This is a genomic window from Pinisolibacter sp. (assembly GCF_036782435.1).
Classification (GTDB): domain Bacteria; phylum Pseudomonadota; class Alphaproteobacteria; order Rhizobiales; family Ancalomicrobiaceae; genus CALBKH01.
On sequence record NZ_DAIPZB010000036.1, the window covers coordinates 18,252 to 34,826 of the forward strand.

A 16,575-nucleotide genomic window follows, 5' to 3' on the forward strand; every position below is an offset into this window, starting at 1 on the left:
GTCGTCCGCCGGAGCCGTCACAAAAGTATAATCGTCTAGAACTATATACAACTCATGAAGCGACGGATTCGTCGCTCCTCCAGCCCGTCGTCCTTCGCACCGTGGAGGGAACATGAACCCGATCGACACGACCGCCCGTTCCGCCACCACCGGCGTGGGCTCCGATCCGGCCGACCCGACGGTCTCGGCGCGCCGTGCCGTCATGGCGTTGGCGGCGAAGGCGACCGCCGGCGAACTCAGGCCCGTTCGCGATCTCGCGCCCTCCGGCGTCATCGATCTGCGTCTCGCCGAGACCGGCCTCGTCATGCTGCGCGGCCGGATCGGCGGGTCGGGAGCGCCGTTCAATCTCGGAGAGGCGACGGTCTCACGTGCGGCGGTGCGGTTGCCGTCGGGAGCGACGGGCTTCGGGCATGTGCTCGGCCGCGATCGGGCGAAGGCCCGCGACGCGGCGCTCCTCGATGCGTTGTGGATCGAGGGCACGAGCCGCGACCGGCTCGAGCGCGAGATCCTGACCCCGCTCGCCGCCCGTATCGCCCGTGACGAGACGCGGCGCGTCTCGGAGGTCGCGGCCACCCGCGTCGACTTCTTCACCCTGGTGCGCGGAGACGACTGATGGCCCCGACCGCAACGACCATCGCCCCGGGCTTCCGCGACCCGGTGTTCCAATCGCAGGCGACCTTCCGCGCCGTGCTCGACGCGCTGGCCGAGCCGGGCACCGAGCGCCCGGTCGAAGGCATCGCCACGGCCCCCGCGCCGCTCGCGCCCGTCGCCGCGGCGGTGATCGCCACCCTCGCCGATTTCGAGACGGCGGTGTGGCGCGACGAGACCCTGCGCCTGCCCGAGATCGAGGCGTGGCTCGCCTTCCACACCGGCGCGCCGGTGGCGCTCGATCCGGCCCGCGCCGCCTTCGCCCTGATCGGCGCGGACGACGCCCCGGATTTCACCGACTTCGCCCTCGGCAGCGACGTCGACCCCTCGACCTCGGCGACCCTCGTCCTCCGGGTCGCCGGCTTCGACAACGGCCGCCGCTATCGCCTCTCCGGTCCCGGCATCGATGGCGCCTGCGAGGTGACGATCGCCGGCGCCCCGACCGATCTCGCCGACCGGCTCGCCGCCAACCGCGCGCTCTTCCCCCGCGGTGTCGACCTGATCCTCTCCGGCTCGACCTCGGTCATGGGCCTGCCGCGCACCACCCGCATCGAGGAGATCCGCTGATGTACGTCTCGGTGAAGGGTGGCGAGAAGGCCATCCGAGCCGCCCATCGGCTGCTCGCCCACCGCCGTCGCGGCGATCGGGCGGTGCCGGAACTGGCGGCCGATCAGATCCGCGAACAACTCACCCTCGCCGTCGATCGGGTGATGAACGAAGGTTCCCTCCACGACCGCGATCTCGCGGCGCTGGCGATCAAGCAGGCGCGCGGCGACCTGATCGAGGCGGCCTTCCTGGTGCGCGCCTATCGCACGACGCTGCCGCGCTTCGGCTATTCGGTGCCGCTCGACACCGGTGCCATGGGCGTGGAGCGCCGCATCTCGGCCACCTACAAGGACCTGCCCGGTGGCCAGATCCTCGGTCCCACCTTCGACTACACCCACCGGCTCGTCGATTTCGCCCTGATGGGCGACAGCGATACGCCGCTTCCGGCGCGCGACACCACCGAGGCGACGGTGGCGATGCCGCGGGTCACCGACCTTCTCGACGGAGAGGGGCTGATCGAAGCCGAACCGGCGGGCGAAGCGGGCGTCGAACCCGGCGATCTCACCCGCGCGCCGCTGCGTGTGCCGGCCGACCGCGATCTGCGCCTGCAGCAACTCGCCCGCGGCGACGAGGGTTTCCTCCTGGCGCTCGGCTATTCGACCCAGCGCGGCTACGGCTCGACCCACCCTTTCGCCGGCGAGATCCGCATCGGCGAGGTCGAGGTCGAGTTCGAGGTGCCGGAGCTCGGCTTCGCCGTGCCGCTCGGGACGGTCACCGTCTCCGAATGCCAGATGATCAACCAGTTCGCCGGCTCGGCCGAGATCGAGCCGAGTTTCACCCGCGGCTACGGCCTCGCCTTCGGCCAGGTCGAGCGCAAGGTGATGGCCATGGCGCTGGTCGATCGGGCGTTGCGCACCGAGGACCTCGGCGGCGCGGTCGAGCATCCGGCGCAGGACCAGGAATTCGTTCTGTCGCATGCCGACAACGTCCAGGCGACCGGCTTCGTCGAGCATCTGAAGCTGCCGCACCACGTCGATTTCCAGGCCGAACTGGCGCTGGTTCGCCAGATGCGGCGCGAGCACGCCGCCGCCCGTGCCGCGCGCGAAGCCGACGCCGAATCCGTCTACGAGGAGGCCGCCGAATGACCGCACCGATCAAGCGGACCGAGGGCTATGCCTTCGCCTATCTCGACGAGCAGACCAAGCGGATGATCCGCCGCGCCATCCTCAAGGCGGTGGCGATCCCCGGCCATCAAGTGCCCTTCGCGGCCCGCGACATGCCGATGCCCTACGGCTGGGGCACCGGCGGCATCCAGGTGACGGCGGCGATCCTCGGCCCGGCCGACGTGCTCAAGGTCATCGACCAGGGCGCCGACGACACCACCAACGCGGTGTCGATCCGCGCCTTCTTCCAGAAGACCGCCGGCGTCGCCGTGACCACCCGGACGGGCGAGGCCAGCGTCATCCAGACCCGCCATCGCATCCCGGAGGAGCCGCTGAAGGCGGGGCAGACGCTGATCTATCAGGTGCCGATCCCCGAGCCCTTGCGCTTCCTCGAGCCGCGCGAGACCGAGACGCGGGTGATGCATGCGCTCGCCGACTACGGCCTGATGCACGTCAAGCTCTACGAGGACATCGCCACCCACGGCCACATCGCCAAGACCTACGCCTATCCGGTGAAGGTCGAGGGCCGTTACCTGATGGATCCCTCGCCGATCCCCAAGTTCGACAATCCGAAGATGCACATGAGCCCGGCGCTCCAGCTCTTCGGCGCCGGTCGCGAGAAACGCATCTACGCGTTGCCGCCCTTCACGCGCGTCGAGAGCCTCGACTTCGAGGATCACCCGTTCGAGCGGACGAAGTTCGAAGCGCCCTGCGCGCTGTGCGGGGCGACCGACGCCTATCTCGACGAGGTGGTGATCGACGATCGCGGCGGGCGGATGTTCGTCTGCTCCGACACCGACCACTGCGAGACCCGCCGCGCCGAGGGCCGTCGCGGCGCCCTCCTCGGCGACGCGCCGAAGGAGAACCGCCCGTGACCGCTCCCCTGCTCGAGGCGCGCGGCCTCACCAAGTGGTACGGCGACCGGCTCGGCTGTCGCGACGTTTCCTTCGACATCCGCGAGGGCGAGGTGCTGGCGATCGTCGGTGAGAGCGGGTCGGGCAAATCGACGCTGCTGTCGTTGCTCTCGGGCCAGCTCGCTCCCTCCGCCGGCACCGTCGCCTACCGCATGCGCGACGGCTCGATCCGCGATCTCGTCTCGCTCTCGGAAGCCGAGCGGCGTTTCCTCTTCCGCACCGATTGGGGCTTCGTCCATCAGGACGCGGCGAAGGGCCTGCGCATGGGCGTCTCGGCCGGCGGCAACGTCGGCGAGCGGCTGATGGCGGTCGGCGCGCGTCACTACGGCGACATCCGCGCCAAGGCCGAGGACTGGCTCGAACGGGTCGAGATCGACATCGCCCGCATCGACGAGAAGCCGACGGCCTATTCCGGCGGCATGCGCCAGCGCCTGCAGATCGCCCGCAACCTCGTCACCGCGCCGCGCCTCGTCTTCATGGACGAGCCGACCGGTGGTCTCGACGTCTCGGTGCAGGCGCGCCTGCTCGATCTCCTCAAGCGCCTCGTCGCCGACATGGGGCTGGCGGTGATCGTCGTCACCCACGACCTCGCCGTCGCCCGTCTCCTCTCCGACCGGATCATGGTGATGCGCCGCGGCCGGGTGATCGAGGCGGGGCTCACCGACCGCGTCCTCGACGACCCGCGCGAGGCCTACACCCAGCTCCTCGTCTCCTCGATCCTGCAACCGTGAGGTCCGCGATGTCGAAGATCGATCCGATCCTCCGGGTGGAGGACGTCGCCAAGCGCTTCGTCATGCATCTGCGCGGCGGACTGACCATCCCCGTGGTCGAGCGCGTCGCTTTCGAGGTCTTCGCCGGCGAGTGCGTCGTCCTCGGCGGGCCGTCGGGGGCGGGCAAGTCGTCGCTCCTCAAGATGGTCTGGGGCAACTACGGCGTCGATCGCGGCCGCATCGCCGTCGCGACGGACCGAGAAGTGGTCGACGTCGCTGCCGCCGAACCGCGCGACATCCTGGCGTTGCGCCGCTCGACCATGGGCTACGTCAGCCAGTTCCTGCGCGTCGTCCCCCGCGTCGCCACCCTCGACGTGGTGATGGAGCCGGCCTTGGCCCAGGGGCTCGACCGCGACACGGCGCAGGCGAAGGCCGAGGCCCTGCTCGACCGGCTCAACGTGCCGGAACGTCTATGGTCGCTCCCCCCCGCGACCTTCTCCGGCGGCGAGCAACAGCGGGTCAACATCGCCCGCGGCCTGATCGCCGACGTCCGCCTGCTCCTCCTCGACGAGCCGACCGCCTCGCTCGACGCCGCCAATCGCGCCGCCGTGGTCGAACTGATCGAGGCCAAGAAGGCGGCCGGCACTGCGCTCCTCGGCATCTTCCACGACACCGACGTGCGCGAGCGGGTGGCGACCCGGATCGTCGACGTCACCGGCTTCGCCGCCGGGAGGGCCGCCGCATGAACGCGCCGCTCGCCCCGCAGCCGAAGATCCCGGCCGAAGGCCTCGTCCACCCGACGGTGGCGATGCGCGAGACCATCCTCGGGCATCACGTCGAGCTCGGCGAAGGGGTCTACGCCGAATACGCGACGATCGGCGACTACAGCTACCTGATGCACGGCACCTCGATCGCCGACGCGGTGGTGGGGAAGTTCTGTGCGATCGCCGCGCAATGTCGGATCGGCCCGCCGAACCACCCGATGGAGCGGGCGACCCAGCACCGGCTCTCCTACACGCCGGAATATTATTGGCCCGCCGCGAAGCGTGACACCGCCTTCTTCGAACGCCGGCGCGGCGCGGTGACCCGCATCGGCAACGACGTGTGGATCGGTCACGGCGCCACGGTGCTCGCCGGCGTCACCGTCGGCGACGGCGCGGTGATCGCCGCCGGCGCCGTCGTCGCGAAAGACGTCGAACCCTGGACCATCGTCGGCGGCGTGCCGGCCAAGCCGATCCGCCGCCGCTTTCCGCAGGACATCGCCGACCGCTTGGTGAAGCTCGCCTGGTGGGACTGGTCACACGACCGTCTCGAGGCGGCGGTATCCGATTTCCGCGATCTCACGATCGACGCCTTCCTCGAAAGGTACGAGACGCCATGACCATCCTCGACGCCAAGCCCTCGCTCGCGATCCCGCCGGAACCGGTCGGTTCCCTCGTCGTCGCCTCGCGGTCGATCGTGCTCGCCGACCGCGTCGTCCCCGGCACGGTGGTGATCGAGAACGGCATCGTCGTCGGCATCGAAGAGGATCGGATCCTGCCGGCGTCCGAGGACTGGGGTGACGATCTCCTCGTCCCCGGTCTGGTCGAACTCCACACCGACCATCTCGAACCGCACTATTCGCCGCGGCCGAAGGTGTTCTGGGAACCGTTCTCGGCGGTCTTCGCCTATGACGCGCAGATCGCGGCGGCCGGCATCACCACCGTCTTCGACAGCCTGCGCGCCGGCTCGGACGGCGACAGCGTGTCGCTCGGCGCGCGGCTCTTCGCGCTGGGCGACGCCATCGAACGCGCCAAGACCACCGGCCTCCTGCGCGTCGACCACCACACTCACCTGCGCTGCGAGATCTGCTCCGACGACGTGCTCGAGCAGACCCGCGACTATCTCGCCCGTTTCGACGTCCGCCTGATGTCGCTGATGGACCATACCCCCGGCCAGCGCCAGTTCCGCGACGAGGAGAAGCTGCGCGACTACTACCGCGGCAAGAAGAAGGGGATGAACGAAGCCGAACTCGACGCCTTCTTCGCCGCCCGCAAGGCGCTGCACGACCGCAACGCGCTTCCCCATCGCCGTGCTCTCGTCGACATCGGCCACGATCGTGGCGTCGCGCTGGCCAGCCACGACGACACCACCGTCGACCACGTCGTCGAGTCCGCCGCCGATCGGGTCGCCGTCGCCGAGTTCCCGACCACGGTCGAGGCGGCGCGCGCGTCGCATGCCAACGGCCTCGCCGTGTTGATGGGGGCGCCCAACGTGGTGCGCGGCGGCTCGCATTCCGGCAACGTCTCGGCCCGCGAGCTGGCGCAAGCCGGTGTCCTCGACATCCTCTCCTCCGACTACGTGCCGGTGAGCCTGATCGAGGGCGCCTTCGGCATCGCCGACGTCGCGGCGATCGGCGGCTTGCCCGGCGCCATCCGCACCGTCACCAAGAACCCGGCGGAAGCGACCGGCATGACCGACCGCGGCGAGATCGCCACCGGTAAACGCGGCGACATCGTTCGTGTTCGGCTGGTCGACGGCCATCCGGTGGTGCGCGAGGTCTTCCGCCTCGGCCGGCGGGTGTCGTGATGGAGGCTCGGCTCGGCTCCTCCTTCGTCGACGGCGCGACCGTCACCACGACCGATGTCCTGCCGGGGCGTCTGGTGCTGGTCGTCGGCCCCTCGGGCGCCGGCAAGGACACCCTGATCGAAGCGGCGCGCCTCACGCTCGCCGGCGACGGACGCTACGTCTTCCCCCGCCGGGTGGTGACGCGGCCGGCGAGCGAAGCCGAGGACAACGTCGTCGCCGACGAAGCCGGGTTCCGCGCCGTGGTCGAGCGGGGCGGCTTCGCGCTGGTCTGGGAGGCGCACGGCCATCTCTATGGTATTCCCTCGACGGTCGAGGCCGATCTGGCCGTCGGCCGCACCGTGGTGATCAACGTGTCGCGCACCGTCGTCGGCGATGCGCGGCGTCGTTGGCCGGACGTCACGGTGGTCGAGGTGACGGCCCCCGCCGACGTTCTCGCCCGCCGCATCGCCGCCCGGGCTCGGCCGAGCGACGGGGCCGGGACGGAACGCCTCGCCCGCCGTTTCGAGCCGGGGAATCGGCCGAGCGCCGACACCACGATCGACAACGGCGGCGAACTCGACACAGCGATCTCCGCCTTCCTCGGCGTGATCGCGCTCGCCTGAGGAGCGACCATGTCGAAACCCCGCTACGGGATCTATCTGGCGCCGGCCCCCGAGACGCCGCTGTGGCGCGCCGCCTCGCGGGTGATCGGTCGCGATGCGGTGACCGGCGAGAGCCTCGCCTTTCCGACGGTGACGCCCTGCGACCGCGACGACTGGCGCGATCTGACCGCCGAGCCGCGCCGCTACGGGTTCCATGCGACGCTGAAGGCGCCGTTCGAACTCGCCGACGACGCCGACGAGATCCTGCTGACCGATGCGGCGCGCGGCTTCGCCGCCACACGCCGCGGCTTCTCGGTCGGGGATCTCTCGGTCCGCGCGATGAAGTCCTTCGTGGCGCTCACGCCCGATGCTTCGAACGCCGACCTCGAAGGGCTCGCCGCCGACTGCGTCGTCGCTTTCGAACCCTTTCGCGCGCCCTTGTCGGACGCGGAGCGCGCCCGCCGCGTCGCCGGCCTCGACGACCCGCGCCACGTCGCCGCTGTCGACCGCTGGGGCTACCCCTGGGTGTTCGAGAACTTCCGCTTCCACATGACGCTGACCGGGTCGCTTCCCGAGGACCGGCGCGGCGCCGTGCGCGACGGCCTCGCCGACTTCCTCGGCGATGTCGCCCGACCGCTCGCCGTCGACGCCATCGTCGTTTTCCGGCAGGACCATCGCGCCGCACCCTTCCGGGTGATGGAGCGCTTTCCCTTCGCCGCCTGACGCGCCTCCGGATGCCACCGATGAAGAAGCTCTCCGTCGACCCGACCATCGACCCGACCGCCATCGTCACCGACAGCCGGTTCGGCCGCTACACCGAGGTCGGCGCCCGCTCGCGCGTCACCGAGTCGACCTTCGGCGACTACTCCTACGTCGTCCAGGACGCCGAGATCATCTACACGACGCTCGGCAAGTTCTGCTCGATCGCGGCGCACACCCGCATCAATCCGGGCAATCACCCGATGGAGCGGATCACCCAGGCGCATTTCACCTATCGCGCCTCCGCCTATTTCGACGGCGAGGCCGACGACCACGACTTCTTCGACTGGCGGCGCGACCACGCGGTGACGATCGGCCACGACGTCTGGATCGGCCACGGCGCGATCGTTCTCGCCGGGCGGACGATCGGCACCGGGGCCGTGGTGGCCGGTGGCGCGGTGGTGACGAAGGACGTCGCCCCCTACACGATCGTCGCGGGGAACCCGGCGAAACCGATCCGCCGTCGGTTCTCGGAGGCGGTCGCCGGACGCATCGAACGACTGGCGTGGTGGGACTGGGACCACGAGACCCTGCGCGCCGCGCTGCCCGACTTCCGGGCACTCGCGGTCGAGGCGTTTCTCGCCGAATACGGCGGCTGAGGTTCGCCGGGGCGAGACCTGATGGCGGTCGTACGAAGTTCCGACCCTCTCGGGAGGCGGTTCTGTTTCGAAGGCCGGTGCTCCGACGTCCCCTCCCCCTTGTCGCGGAGGGAGAGGACCGGATGCGAGCGCCTTCGCGAAGTCCACGTCGATACGAGTCGGGATTTCGTCGGTTCGGCGTGATCCGCCCGGCCTGCCGCGCGGCTCACAACTGCCGAGCCAGATCCCATTCCGCGACGTCGCGGCTCGACGCCGCGCCCCGCCCCATGTGGCGGCCGACGAAGGACCAGTCCCAGTGGTCGTCGCCGGTGACCTCGTGCACCAGCCGGATCCGCGCCCAGCCGCCGCCGGGGAGATCGGCGACGAAATCGTCGTCCGCACCGAACGGCCATGTCCGGCGCCAGGAGATGTTCCGGCCGTCGCCGGTGGCGCGACGACCCTGCGACATCGAGTGAACGTCCGTTTTCTGGTCCATCTTTCAGGCCTCCGTACCCGAACCCGTCGGAGATTCATCCGCGAAGGGTGTCTTCTTCCGGTCGTTCACCCTCGTGCTTCTCGGCCGTCCGAGATCGCCGTCCGGCGATCGCCTCTGCGGGCGATGAGCCGCGGTCGCGCCTCATCCGGTAAATACCGTGTCGGCGCTCGCTTCGACCGGCAACTGCCCCTCTGGCCGAGCCGGATTCCATCTCGGGACCGCGACGCCCACACCCGAGCACGACACGGACCGGCGGTCCATGCGCCATGTCATTCACGAAGTTCGCCGGATCGTCACGAAGCCCCCTGCTCCGCACCCGGATAGTCGGCGTCGAGCACGAAGGGATAGGGTCCGTCGTGGCGCTCGACATAGGCCTGATGGGAGACCACCGCGCCGTCGACCAGGGCGTGGACGAGATAGGCGGCGGGTTCCATGACGAAGGCGGGCGGGCCGTATTGCGACAGATCGAGCACCACCTGATGAGCGACCGAGGGCGCGACCTGGAGGATCGTCCCGGCGAAGCGCGACTGGATCGGCCGATGGTGGTGGCCGGCGAGCATCCGCTCGACGTTGGGGTGTCGGGCGATGATCTCGGCGAGGCGTTCGGCTCCGTCCATCAAAGCGATGCGGTCCATGTGACCGATGCCGCAGGCGGCCGGCGGATGATGCATGGCGACGAGGGTCGGGACCTCGGGTCGCGCGGCCAGACGCGCTTCGAGGTCGTCGAGACGGGCGTCGCACAGCATGCCGAAGGAGGCGCCGGGGACGACCGTGTCGATGCCGATCACCCGCACGCCGGCGACGGCGACGTCGAAGCCGGTGAAGCCCGGCGCCGCGCCCTCGGCTTCGCCGAAGACCGCATGGAAGGCCTCGCGGCGATCGTGGTTGCCGAGCACCAGATGGACCGGCATCGGCAGGCGCGCCAATTGCGCGGCGAGCACCTCGTATTCCTCGACGAGGCCGCAATCGGTGAGATCGCCGGTGATCACCACCGCGTCGGGCCGCGGCTCCAGCGCCAGGAGCGCGTCGATCGCCCGGGCGAAGAGCTTGTTGGTCTCGGCGACGCGATAGGCCGGCAGGCCGGTCGGGCGGATGTGCAGGTCCGTGAGGTGCGCGAGGATCATCCGATGGGTCTCTTGCGAGGAGGAGGGAAGGGAACCCGCGCTCCCGGAGGACCGCGGGTTCGATGGTCGCATGTGCCGTCGTCGATCACTTCGGCAGGTTCATCGCCGTCGCGGCGACATAAGGGCTCATGATCTCTTCGGCCTTGGCCTGCGCCGCCTTCAGCGCCTCGAGCGGCTTCTTCTTGCCCGACAGCACCGCCTGCACCTCGTCCTCGAGCGCCTTGCGCACGGCGACGGTGGAATAGGTGGCGAACCACGAGCGGGCGTAGGCGAGCTGGTCGACGGCGACCTCGGCGTCCGGGTTCTCGGAGAGGAATTTCTTCATCTCCGGCAGTTCGTAGGCCGCCTTGTTGGGGGCGAAATAGCCGGTGAAGCGGCTCCAGTGGCCGGAGATCTCGGGGCTGGTCAGCCAGTTGATCAGTGTCCAGGAGGCCTTCTTCTGCTCGGCGGTGAGGCCCTTCGGCATCATCAGCGAGGCGCCGCCGATGGCGACGCCGTTGCGGATGTTGGCCGGCACGAAGGCGACGGCGTAGCCCTGCTTCATGTTCTCACGGATGAAGGAGAGCGAACCGGTCGACAGCGACACCATCGAAGCTTCGCCGGCGAAGAAGGCGGTCGACACGACCTTGCCGTCGGTGACGCCCTCCGGCATCACCTTGTCCCGATGGACGAGGTTGTCGACGAAGGTCAGCGCCCCGCGCATCGACGGCTGGTCGTAATAGACCTCGCCACCGTATTCGGTGTTGTAGTACTGGCCGCCGTTCGACATGTCGAGCGCCGTCATGATCCACCCGAGATAGTCGTAGTTCGACGGCAGCATCAGGCCCCAGCGCACCGTCTTGTCACCGTCGCGCTTGGTCAGCTTCTTCGCCGCGTCGGCCCATTCGGCCCAGGTCTTGGGCGGCTTGGCGGGGTCGAGACCGACCTCCTTGAAGTGGTCGGTGTTGTAGTAGAGCAGCGGGGTCGAGTTGTGGAACGGCACCGCCCAGATCTTGCCGGCGAAGCGGGCGTTGCCGTGAAGCGCCGGCCAGAAGCGGTTCATGAACTCGTCCGCGGTCTTGCCGTCGGCCTCGACCAGCGGATCGAGCGCCTCGATCTCGTCGCCGATCTGATACTCGAGCACGAAGTTGGCGCTCATGATCACCGCCGCCGGCGGCCGGCCGGCCTTGATCGCGGCGTGGGTCTTGAGGTTGGTCTCGTCGTAGGTGCCGGTGTAGACGGCCTTCGCCCTGATCTCCGGATGGGCCGCGTTGAAGCGCTCCATCAGGTTCTGCATCTCCTTGGCGAGCTTGCCCTCGACGGGGACGGGGAAGAACATCTCGATCTCGGTGGCGGCTTCGGCCGAGCCGAGCCCGAGGGAGAGGGCGAAGGCGGTCGCGAGCGCGACCTTCGACAGGGGACGCATCGTCGTTCTCCTATTTGACGCCGGAAAAGAGGAAGGAATTGACGAACTGCCGCTGGAACAGCGCGAAGGCGGTCATCAGCGGCGCCGCGACGAGGAAGGTCCCCGCCGCGATGACGCCCCATTGCGAGGCGCTCTCCGCTCCTTGGGTGAAGGAGGCGAGACCGATGGTGAGGGTCTGGTTCTCGGTCGAGGAGACGACCATCAGCGGCCACAGGAACTCGTTCCAATGGGCGACGACCGAGACGATCGAGAAGGCGACGAGACCGGGCCGGGCGAGCGGCACCAGGACGCGGCCGACCACCTGCCACCACGCCGCCCCCTCCACCACCGCCGCCTCCTCGTAGTCGCGCGGGATGGTGCGGAAGGTCTGGCGCATCAGGAAGACGCCGAAGGCGGAGGCGAAATAGGGCGCCATCACCGCCGTCAGCGTGTCGTAGAGCCCGAGCCGGGTGATCGTCACCAGATTGGGGACGATGAGGATCGGCGGCACCAGCATCAACTGCAGCAGGAAGGCGTAGAACAGCACCGTGCGGCCGCGGAACTCCAGCCGGGCGAAGGCCCAGCCGGCGAGCGTGATGGTGACGAGCTGTACGCCCAGGATACCGAGGCAGACGATCGCGGTGTTGAGGTAGAGGCGGGCGAAGTCGGCGCTGTCGAGCGCCTCGCGCCAGTTGGCCAGTGTCGGCGTGAAGTTCGGCGTGAGCGACGCCATGTCGAGCCCGCCGAAGCTCTGCGGCCGGAACGAGGCGACGATCATCCAGGCGAGCGGCGTCGACCAGACGAGCGCAACGATCGCGAGGAAGGCGATGCCGAGGAGACGGGCGGGGTCGAGCCGGCGGGCGGAAGAGCGGGACGCGGCCATGGTCACGTCTCGTAGTGGACGGCACGCTCGAGCGTGCGCAGCGACAGGACCGAGAGCGCGGCGAGCGCGGTGAGCGACACCACCGTGGCGGCGGCGGCCTTGCCGGTGTCGTAGTTCTCGTGGGCCTGCTGGTAGATGTAGTAGAGCACCAGATTGGTGCTGTCGGACGGCCCGCCCTTGGTCAGCACCACGACGTGGTCGACCTGGGTGACGACGTTGACCAGCGCGATGACGACGACGAAGGCGAAGGTCGGCCCGAGCAGCGGCAGCGTCACCCGGACGAAACGCTGCATCGCCGAGGCGCCCTCGATGCGCGACGCCTCGTAGAGATCGGCCGGGATCGACTGCAGCCCGGCGAGGAAGAACAGCATGTAGTAGGCGGCGTTCTTCCAGACCGTGAGGCCGATCAACGACCAGAGCGCGACGTCGGGGTCGCCGAGCCAGTTGGTGCGCGGCGCGCCGAGTTTCGCCAGATGGTGGTCGAGCAGGCCGATACCCGGCAGGAAGACGAAGAGAAAGAGCGCCGCGGCGGCGACCAGCGGGATCAGTACGGGAAAGAAGACGACCGTGCGGATCGTCGTGGCGATGCCGGTCGCCTCCTCGAGCCCGAGGGCGAGCGCCAAGGCCAGCGCGATCGACGGCACCACCGTACCGACGGCATAGATCAGATTGTTGGACACCGCATGAGCGAAGGCCGGATCGCCGAAGAGCCGGGCGAAGTTCCCGAACCCGTAGCTGACCGATTTCGAGCCGAAGGTGGTGAGGGTCGCCGCATCGAGCGCGACCTGCACGATCGGCCAGTAGGTGAACAGCACCAGGAAGACCAGCGACGGGGCGAGCAGCGTCAAGGCGAGACCGGTGTGGCGCCGCACGATCACCGCCGCACGCGATGCGGGGCCCGTGTACGCGTCCGTCGCCTCGATCGCCGTCATCTCGTCTCCTCGTCGACAAGTCGGGGGCGAGACTGGCCGGGCCGTATGACGGTGCGTCGTCCGTTCGATGACGTTTCGGCGAAGATGACCTGTTCGCCGTCAGCGAAGACCGGCGCTCATGAACGACTGGACGAAGCGGCGTTGGAACACCAGGAACGCGAGCAACAGCGGCGCCGAGGTCATCAACGTCGCGGCGGTGATCACCGACCAGTCGATGCCCTGATCGACCGAGGCGAAGACCGACAGGCCGACGGTGAGCGGCCGGTTCTCGACCGAGTTGGTGATGATCAGCGGCCACAGGAAGTTGTTCCAGTGCCAGCTCGCCTGGACGAGACCGTAGGCGAGATGGACCGGCCGGGCGGCGGGCACGTAGACCCGCCAGAGCACGCCGAGCGTGCCGCATCCTTCGATCCGCGCGGCGTCCTCGAGATCCTGCGGCACGGTGCGGAAGGTCTGGCGCAGCAGGAAGATGCCGAAGGCCGAGGTGAGATAGGGCAGGACGATGCCCCAGATGGTGTCGACCGCACCGAGCGCCTTCATGGTGCGGTAGTTGGCGACCGCCAGGATCTCCGGCGCGATCATCAGTTGCAGCAGGATGACGGCGAAGAGCAGGTCGCGGCCACGGAAGGTGAAGCGGGCGAGCGCGAAGGCGGCGAGCGTGCCGAGCACGATCTGCGAAGCGACGATCAGTGCGACGATCACCACCGTGTTGAGGAAATAGCGCGCGAACGGTGCCGCTTCCCAGGCGCGGTGGAAATTCTCGAGGGTCAAGGGCGCCCCGAGATCGAACCGGGTGGCGAAGGCCGGTGGGTGGAACGCCGTCCACACCGCGTAGAGGAGCGGCGCCAGCCAGGCGAGGCCGAGAGCCCAGGCGAACGCCGTTTCGATAGCCGCGACGAGGGGGTGGGTGCGGCGGTTCATCGATAGTGCACTCCCCGCCCGGCGATGAGGAACTGGACGAGCGCCAGCGTCGACAGCACCGCGATGAGGACGACCGTCAGCGCCGAGGCCTGACCCTGGTCCCAGAACTTGAAGCCGAGTTCGTAGAGCCGGAAGAGCAGCAGATTGGTGGCGTTGTCCGGTCCACCGCCGGTCATCATGAAGATGTGGTCGACGGTACGGAAGGCGTTGATCACCGCGTTGACCAGGACGAAGAGCGTCACCGGCATCAGAAGCGGCCAGATCACCCGGCGGAAGAAGGCGAAGCGCGACGCCCCCTCGATCGCCGCGGCGTCGCGCAGATCGGGCGGGATCTGCTGGAGCGCGGCGAGATAGAAGATCATGAAGAACCCCGCCTCCTTCCACACCGCCACCACCATGACGGCGACGAGCGCCGAGGACGGGTCGCCGAGCCGATTGGTGGCGGCGAAGCCGAAGAGCCCGCGGATCTGGTCGAAGAGGCCGTAGTCGGGGGTGTAGAAGAACAGCCAGATGTCGGCGACCGCGATCATCGGCAGCACCGTCGGGGTGAAATAGGCCATGCGGAGGAGGCCGCGGCCGGGGATCCGACCGTTCACCCACAGCGCCATGACCAGTGCGATGCCGACCGACAGCGGGATGGTGCCGAGCGCATACCAGGTGTTGTTGATCAGAACCTTCCAGAAGATCGGGTCGTGGGCGAGGTCGGACCAGTTGTCGAGGCCGACGAAATGCGACGGCCGCCTGCCCTTCGGCGTCGAGAAGAAGGCGTCGACGAAGGTGCGGACGAAGGGCAGGTGGGTGAAGGCGGCGAAGAGGACGACCGAAGGCAGCAGCAGCAGCCAGGCCTCGACGGTGCGCAGGCGCGGCGAGCGGAAGGGTCCGAAGGACCGTCCGGTTTCCGGCATGTCGGAACGGCTGGGTGCCCGCATCGGCGATGTCGCCTTTCGGTTCGTGCGGCGGGCGAGACGCGACCGGAGGGTCGCGTCTCGCCGGTTCGCTTCGGTCTCAGCGGTAGGCGGCGAGGATGCGCTCGGCCTCGGCCTGGGCGTCCTTCATCGCGGTCTCCGGCGTCTTGGTCTCGACCAGCGCCGCCTGGAGATTGTCGTTGAAGACCTTCATGACGCGCTGGCCTTCGTGCACGGTGATCTCGGAAACCGCGTGCTGCAGCTGGTCACGCGCCACCGCCGCCTGCGGGAAGTCGGCGACATGGGCCTTCATCGCGTCGGTGGCCCAGGCCGCCGGCGAGGTTGCGACATAGCCGGTGGCGATCGACCAGCGGGCCGAGTTCTCCGGCGTCGTCATCCACTTGACGAACTCGAAGGCGGCCTTCCGGCGTTCCGCCGAGGTGCCCTTGAAGATGTAGAAGTTGCCGCCGCCGGTCGGTGCGCCGAAATGCGCCTTGGCCGGCAGCATGCCGACGCCGAACGGGAACGAGGCGTTCTTGCGGATGTTGGAGAGGTTGCCGGTGGTGGTCCAGATCATCGCGATCTTCTTCTCGAGGAAGTCGCGCGGCGCCGCACCCCAGGAGGTGAGGCCCTTCGGCTGGACGCCGTCGACGGTGGAGAGATCGCGGAAGAAGGTCAGCGCCTCGACCACCTTGGGATCGGCGAAATTGGTCTTGGTGCCCTCGGCGTTCACCAGCCGCACGTCGTTGGCGGTGGCGAGGCCGGTGAAGAGCCACGAGGTGTTGCCGTCCGAGGGGATCTCGAGGCCCCAACGGGTGACGTTGCCGCTCGCGTCCTTGACGGTCAGCTTCTTGGCGAAGTCGCGCATCTCCGCCCAGGTCCGCGGCGCCACGTCGGGGTCGAGACCGGCCTCCTTGAAGGCCTCCTTGTTCCAGTAGAGCACCGGGGTGGAGCGCTGGTAGGGCACCGCCCAGGTCTTGCCGCCGAGCTTGGCGTTCTCCATGAACGACGGATAGAAGCCGGCGAGCCAGGCCTTGTCGGCGGCCGTGGTGGCGAGGTCGTCCATCGCCACCACCGCGTCCTCGTCGGTCAGGGTGATGATGTCGGCGGCGAGCAGGATCGCCATGTCGGGGACGTCGCCGCCCTTGATCGCGGTCAGCGCCTTGCCGATGGTCTGGACGTAGTCGCCGGCGTAGATCGGCTTCACCGTGACGCCGGGATGGGCCTTGGAGAACTCCGCCGCCATCTCGTCGACCAGCTTGGTGATCGGGCCCGACACGGCGATCGGGTAGAAGAAGCGAAGCTCGAGATCGGCGGCCGAGGCCGGGATCGCGGAGAGCGACAAGGCGAGGCAAGCGGCGGCGAGGCCGCGACGGGTGAGGTGCGACATCTGTGAACTCCTTCCGGAGAGGGGGGAAGACGGAGTGTCGGGCGACCCGGCGCGGACGCCGGGCCGCGGGGTC

Annotated in this window: 19 protein-coding genes; 11 read left to right on the plus strand and 8 right to left on the minus strand. The window is 69.0% G+C overall.

The features are described from left to right. The first annotated feature begins 112 nt into the window (after positions 1 to 112). The 11 genes from phnG to V7Q42_RS15420 are packed head-to-tail and all read left to right on the plus strand — an operon-like array spanning position 113 to position 8,488. A complete protein-coding gene (gene phnG / locus V7Q42_RS15370) occupies positions 113 to 613 on the plus strand; it encodes a phosphonate C-P lyase system protein PhnG (RefSeq protein WP_333824975.1) in 501 nt (166 codons plus the stop codon). Next, positions 613 to 1,215, plus strand: coding sequence for a phosphonate C-P lyase system protein PhnH (gene phnH, locus V7Q42_RS15375; RefSeq protein ID WP_333824976.1), 603 nt, complete (start codon positions 613 to 615; stop codon positions 1,213 to 1,215). The genes phnG and phnH overlap by 1 nt, the downstream gene beginning before the upstream one ends. Then, positions 1,215 to 2,339 carry a carbon-phosphorus lyase complex subunit PhnI gene (locus V7Q42_RS15380; RefSeq protein WP_333824977.1) on the plus strand — a complete coding sequence of 375 codons (1,125 nt, stop codon included), beginning with the start codon at positions 1,215 to 1,217 and terminating at the stop codon, positions 2,337 to 2,339. The genes phnH and V7Q42_RS15380 overlap by 1 nt, the downstream gene beginning before the upstream one ends. Next, positions 2,336 to 3,232 (plus strand): alpha-D-ribose 1-methylphosphonate 5-phosphate C-P-lyase PhnJ, encoded by an 897-nt coding sequence (locus V7Q42_RS15385; protein WP_333824978.1) that lies wholly within the window; start codon positions 2,336 to 2,338, stop codon positions 3,230 to 3,232. Before V7Q42_RS15380 ends, V7Q42_RS15385 begins: the two co-directional genes overlap by 4 nt. Further along, positions 3,229 to 4,002 carry a phosphonate C-P lyase system protein PhnK gene (phnK, locus tag V7Q42_RS15390; RefSeq protein WP_333824979.1) on the plus strand — a complete coding sequence of 258 codons (774 nt, stop codon included), beginning with the start codon at positions 3,229 to 3,231 and terminating at the stop codon, positions 4,000 to 4,002. Before V7Q42_RS15385 ends, phnK begins: the two co-directional genes overlap by 4 nt. A gap of 8 nt (positions 4,003 to 4,010) precedes the next feature. Further along, positions 4,011 to 4,727: a phosphonate C-P lyase system protein PhnL gene (phnL, locus tag V7Q42_RS15395; protein ID WP_442958212.1), complete on the plus strand. Its 717-nt coding sequence runs from the start codon at positions 4,011 to 4,013 to the stop codon at positions 4,725 to 4,727. After that, positions 4,724 to 5,362: a DapH/DapD/GlmU-related protein gene (locus tag V7Q42_RS15400; protein ID WP_333824980.1), complete on the plus strand. Its 639-nt coding sequence runs from the start codon at positions 4,724 to 4,726 to the stop codon at positions 5,360 to 5,362. Before phnL ends, V7Q42_RS15400 begins: the two co-directional genes overlap by 4 nt. Then, positions 5,359 to 6,549, plus strand: a complete 1,191-nt coding sequence (locus tag V7Q42_RS15405) for an alpha-D-ribose 1-methylphosphonate 5-triphosphate diphosphatase (RefSeq protein ID WP_333824981.1) — start codon at positions 5,359 to 5,361, stop codon at positions 6,547 to 6,549. Before V7Q42_RS15400 ends, V7Q42_RS15405 begins: the two co-directional genes overlap by 4 nt. Beyond that, positions 6,549 to 7,151: a phosphonate metabolism protein/1,5-bisphosphokinase (PRPP-forming) PhnN gene (gene phnN, locus V7Q42_RS15410; RefSeq protein ID WP_333824982.1), complete on the plus strand. Its 603-nt coding sequence runs from the start codon at positions 6,549 to 6,551 to the stop codon at positions 7,149 to 7,151. The genes V7Q42_RS15405 and phnN overlap by 1 nt, the downstream gene beginning before the upstream one ends. Positions 7,152 to 7,160: 9 nt before the next feature. After that, positions 7,161 to 7,853: a DUF1045 domain-containing protein gene (locus V7Q42_RS15415; protein WP_333824983.1), complete on the plus strand. Its 693-nt coding sequence runs from the start codon at positions 7,161 to 7,163 to the stop codon at positions 7,851 to 7,853. Positions 7,854 to 7,873: 20 nt separating this feature from the next. Then, complete coding sequence (locus V7Q42_RS15420) at positions 7,874 to 8,488, plus strand: chloramphenicol acetyltransferase (protein WP_333824984.1); 615 nt, start codon at positions 7,874 to 7,876, stop codon at positions 8,486 to 8,488. Between the two features lie 205 nt (positions 8,489 to 8,693). Here V7Q42_RS15420 and V7Q42_RS15425 read toward each other — a convergent pair whose 3' ends face one another. The 8 genes from V7Q42_RS15425 to V7Q42_RS15460 form a co-directional block, all read right to left on the minus strand. After that, positions 8,694 to 8,963: a hypothetical protein gene (locus tag V7Q42_RS15425; protein WP_333824985.1), complete on the minus strand. Its 270-nt coding sequence runs from the start codon at positions 8,961 to 8,963 to the stop codon at positions 8,694 to 8,696. 293 nt (positions 8,964 to 9,256) lie between these two features. Next, the gene (locus V7Q42_RS15430) at positions 9,257 to 10,087 is read right to left on the minus strand and encodes a phosphodiesterase (RefSeq protein ID WP_333824986.1); all 831 of its coding nucleotides are present in this window, start codon (positions 10,085 to 10,087) and stop codon (positions 9,257 to 9,259) included. A gap of 85 nt (positions 10,088 to 10,172) precedes the next feature. Then, on the minus strand, positions 10,173 to 11,492 hold the full coding sequence (locus tag V7Q42_RS15435) for an ABC transporter substrate-binding protein (protein ID WP_333824987.1): 1,320 nt from the start codon (positions 11,490 to 11,492) through the stop codon (positions 10,173 to 10,175). 10 nt (positions 11,493 to 11,502) lie between these two features. Continuing rightward, a complete protein-coding gene (locus tag V7Q42_RS15440; RefSeq protein ID WP_333824988.1) occupies positions 11,503 to 12,354 on the minus strand; it encodes a carbohydrate ABC transporter permease in 852 nt (283 codons plus the stop codon). 2 nt (positions 12,355 to 12,356) lie between these two features. Next, entirely contained in the window at positions 12,357 to 13,286 is a 930-nt protein-coding gene (locus V7Q42_RS15445) for a carbohydrate ABC transporter permease (RefSeq protein WP_333824989.1), read from the minus strand. Positions 13,287 to 13,385: 99 nt separating this feature from the next. Then, positions 13,386 to 14,207, minus strand: coding sequence for a carbohydrate ABC transporter permease (locus tag V7Q42_RS15450; RefSeq protein ID WP_333824990.1), 822 nt, complete (start codon positions 14,205 to 14,207; stop codon positions 13,386 to 13,388). Continuing rightward, on the minus strand, positions 14,204 to 15,112 hold the full coding sequence (locus tag V7Q42_RS15455) for a carbohydrate ABC transporter permease (protein ID WP_442958216.1): 909 nt from the start codon (positions 15,110 to 15,112) through the stop codon (positions 14,204 to 14,206). The genes V7Q42_RS15450 and V7Q42_RS15455 overlap by 4 nt, the downstream gene beginning before the upstream one ends. A gap of 100 nt (positions 15,113 to 15,212) precedes the next feature. Next, the gene (locus V7Q42_RS15460; RefSeq protein ID WP_333824992.1) at positions 15,213 to 16,502 is read right to left on the minus strand and encodes an ABC transporter substrate-binding protein; all 1,290 of its coding nucleotides are present in this window, start codon (positions 16,500 to 16,502) and stop codon (positions 15,213 to 15,215) included. Positions 16,503 to 16,575: the final 73 nt, after the last annotated feature.

Coding starts and splice junctions, on each gene's coding strand:
- phnL (WP_442958212.1), top strand. CDS start 4,011: ATGTCGAAGATCGATCCGATCCTCCGGGTGGAGGACGTCGCCAAGCGC.
- V7Q42_RS15415 (WP_333824983.1), top strand. CDS start 7,161: ATGTCGAAACCCCGCTACGGGATCTATCTGGCGCCGGCCCCCGAGACG.
- V7Q42_RS15420 (WP_333824984.1), top strand. CDS start 7,874: ATGAAGAAGCTCTCCGTCGACCCGACCATCGACCCGACCGCCATCGTC.
- V7Q42_RS15425 (WP_333824985.1), bottom strand. CDS start 8,963: ATGGACCAGAAAACGGACGTTCACTCGATGTCGCAGGGTCGTCGCGCC.
- V7Q42_RS15400 (WP_333824980.1), top strand. CDS start 4,724: ATGAACGCGCCGCTCGCCCCGCAGCCGAAGATCCCGGCCGAAGGCCTC.
- V7Q42_RS15435 (WP_333824987.1), bottom strand. CDS start 11,492: ATGCGTCCCCTGTCGAAGGTCGCGCTCGCGACCGCCTTCGCCCTCTCC.
- V7Q42_RS15430 (WP_333824986.1), bottom strand. CDS start 10,087: ATGATCCTCGCGCACCTCACGGACCTGCACATCCGCCCGACCGGCCTG.
- V7Q42_RS15460 (WP_333824992.1), bottom strand. CDS start 16,502: ATGTCGCACCTCACCCGTCGCGGCCTCGCCGCCGCTTGCCTCGCCTTG.
- V7Q42_RS15450 (WP_333824990.1), bottom strand. CDS start 14,207: ATGAACCGCCGCACCCACCCCCTCGTCGCGGCTATCGAAACGGCGTTC.
- phnN (WP_333824982.1), top strand. CDS start 6,549: ATGGAGGCTCGGCTCGGCTCCTCCTTCGTCGACGGCGCGACCGTCACC.
- phnH (WP_333824976.1), top strand. CDS start 613: ATGGCCCCGACCGCAACGACCATCGCCCCGGGCTTCCGCGACCCGGTG.
- V7Q42_RS15405 (WP_333824981.1), top strand. CDS start 5,359: ATGACCATCCTCGACGCCAAGCCCTCGCTCGCGATCCCGCCGGAACCG.
- V7Q42_RS15445 (WP_333824989.1), bottom strand. CDS start 13,286: ATGACGGCGATCGAGGCGACGGACGCGTACACGGGCCCCGCATCGCGT.
- V7Q42_RS15440 (WP_333824988.1), bottom strand. CDS start 12,354: ATGGCCGCGTCCCGCTCTTCCGCCCGCCGGCTCGACCCCGCCCGTCTC.
- V7Q42_RS15380 (WP_333824977.1), top strand. CDS start 1,215: ATGTACGTCTCGGTGAAGGGTGGCGAGAAGGCCATCCGAGCCGCCCAT.
- phnG (WP_333824975.1), top strand. CDS start 113: ATGAACCCGATCGACACGACCGCCCGTTCCGCCACCACCGGCGTGGGC.
- V7Q42_RS15385 (WP_333824978.1), top strand. CDS start 2,336: ATGACCGCACCGATCAAGCGGACCGAGGGCTATGCCTTCGCCTATCTC.
- V7Q42_RS15455 (WP_442958216.1), bottom strand. CDS start 15,112: ATGCCGGAAACCGGACGGTCCTTCGGACCCTTCCGCTCGCCGCGCCTG.